This is a genomic window from Vibrio sp. 1069, assembly GCF_033340555.1.
Map to the genome: position 1 here is coordinate 1 of NZ_JAWOWP010000050.1, position 2,326 is coordinate 2,326.

Genomic DNA, 2,326 nt, shown 5'->3' on the forward strand with positions numbered 1-2,326 from the left:
AGTTGGTTAGAATACCGGCCTGTCACGCCGGGGGTCGCGGGTTCGAGTCCCGTCCACTCCGCCACTTATATTAAGCCCTAGTCGAAAGACTGGGGCTTTTTCGTTTGGTCGTGTTCCCTAGAAATGTATTTACACATTGAAGGCGATACGATGCGGCTATCTTGACCCTTTTGGCGCATGAGTTTCTCAGGAAGATGAGCCTGCTGCCTGCACTTCCAATTACTCCGAGTTTGTATCATGTCCTCGTTGAAAGATTGGTCATTTGAACAATGAGTCTTTATAACACTCGCCCTCAACCGTAGTAGAATGAATAGTCTTCCTCACTGCGCGTTTTGTTAGCGTCTCTCTTAAACAATAATTTTCTACTTCTTATTTCTCAAACATTCATTGCTCCCATATTTAGAGCGAAACCGTCGTTGCGTGGATTGCGCAATTTCCCGAAATATAGTGAGGAAGAGATCTAAGTCTTCCGAAAATTAATGCCTTTTAGAAAACTTTGTTTTCTTTGCTGAACTTGCTAGTAGCGATTAACCTAAGAGGAGTTCTTGAGGAGTATGTTTGATGATGCAACAAATAAAAAATGAAACGCTGAAATCTGTATTTAAGCAATGGTCTTCCGAAGAGGGAATTGTGGTCATCAACCCTGCAACTGAGCAAGAGTTAATTCGGTTAAAGCCTAGTACTCTTGATGAGTTAGATGATCTCATTGGTCAGTGCAAAACGGAGCAAGTCCGTTGGGCTAAATTAAGTGCCAAAGAGCGCTCTCGTCGTTTGAGGGGGTGGTATCAACTACTTCTTGATAATGCAGAAGACATAGCCACGATTATTACCTTAGAGCAGGGTAAACCTTTAGCTGAGAGCAAAGGGGAAGTGATGTATGGTGCCTCTTTTGTCGAGTGGTTCTCAGAAGAAGCAAAACGTGCTTATGGCGAAGTTATTCCTGCCCCCACGACAGATAGACGTCTATCTGCAATTCGACAGCCTGTGGGAGTATGCGCTGCAATTACACCTTGGAACTTCCCTATTGCGATGATTACAAGAAAAGCAGCACCAGCCCTAGCGGCAGGTTGTGGCATGTTGATCAAGCCATCAGAGCTTACCCCTCTCACTGCAATTGCTGTTGTTGAGTTAGCTTATCAGGCTGGTATCCCTAAAGAACTGCTTTCTGTCATGGTGTCGGAGCAGGCTGCTGAGTTTGGTCAAGTACTAAGTACTGATCCTAGGATTCAGAAGATCTCTTTTACGGGGTCTACGCGAGTCGGGAAAATTTTGATGAAGCAAGCCAGTGATTCAGTCAAGGCGGTGTCGATGGAGTTGGGTGGTAATGCGCCTTTCATCGTGTTTGAAGATGCAGACTTAGATGCGGCTGCGGAAGGGCTTGTCGCGTCGAAGTTCCGTAATGCAGGGCAAACATGTGTTTGTACCAATCGGTTATATGTTCATAAAAATGTAAAACAAGCTTTTATTGATAAAGTATTGTCGAAGTTAAGCAAATTAAAGCTTGGCAATGGTTTAGAGAAAGGTGTCACATTAGGTCCTGTTATTACGATGGCCTCTAAGCATCGACTAGAGGCGGTGATCGATCAAGCTGTACAAGAAGGAGCCTCTATTGCTAACTCTCCACAGAGACGGCCAGGTCGCTTTATGGAGCCCGTTCTTTTGGATAGTGTGACGCAGAATATGTCGATTGTTCAGCAAGAGCTATTCGGGCCTGTGTTGCCTATTGTTACCTTTGAAAATGATGATCAAGTTCTCGAAATGGCTAACGATACAGAATATGGTTTGGCTTGCTATTTCTATACGAATAGCTTGAAGCGTATTGTGACTTTTAGTGAAGGTTTAGAGTACGGTATGGTTGGAGTGAATGAAGGGATCATCTCTACTGAAGTGGCTCCATTTGGTGGAGTTAAAGAGTCGGGTGTTGGACGGGAAGGTGCTAAGCAAGGACTCGATGAATATCTGGAGACAAAGTATATTTGTCTTGGTGGTTTAAGCTGATTTCAGAGATGGCCGATTGAATTAAAAAGCTAGGTTTTTACCTGGCTTTTTTTTAGTTGAAAGGCATACCATTTGCCACGCGCGTTTGTGGTTAATATTTTCTGGTTACTTAGTGAGTCGATAGCTAGCTTGCGGTAAGCGGTTTTTAATAATCAAAGCGCTTATGTTATTTCGTTATGGAGTAGTAGGAGAGAGCTTAGCTTTAAACTAATACAAAAAAGCCGCATCAAGTGATGCGGCTTCTTCTAATATGGCTCCTCCTGCTGGGCTCGAACCAGCGACCTGCGGATTAACAGTCCGTCGCTCTACCAACTGAGCTAAGGAGGAA

The 2,326-nt window shown here is 44.1% G+C and carries 1 protein-coding gene and 1 tRNA gene; one reads left to right on the plus strand and one right to left on the minus strand.

What is annotated here, in order from left to right; all coding sequences use genetic code 11:
• The first annotated feature begins 561 nt into the window (after positions 1-561).
• The gene (locus R7040_RS24310) at positions 562-1,998 is read left to right on the plus strand and encodes an NAD-dependent succinate-semialdehyde dehydrogenase (protein ID WP_081248198.1); all 1,437 of its coding nucleotides are present in this window, start codon (positions 562-564) and stop codon (positions 1,996-1,998) included.
• Positions 1,999-2,249: 251 nt separating this feature from the next.
• Here the strand turns inward: R7040_RS24310 and R7040_RS24315 are convergent.
• Positions 2,250-2,325 (minus strand) — tRNA-Asn (locus R7040_RS24315).
• Between the last annotated feature and the right edge of the window lies 1 nt (position 2,326).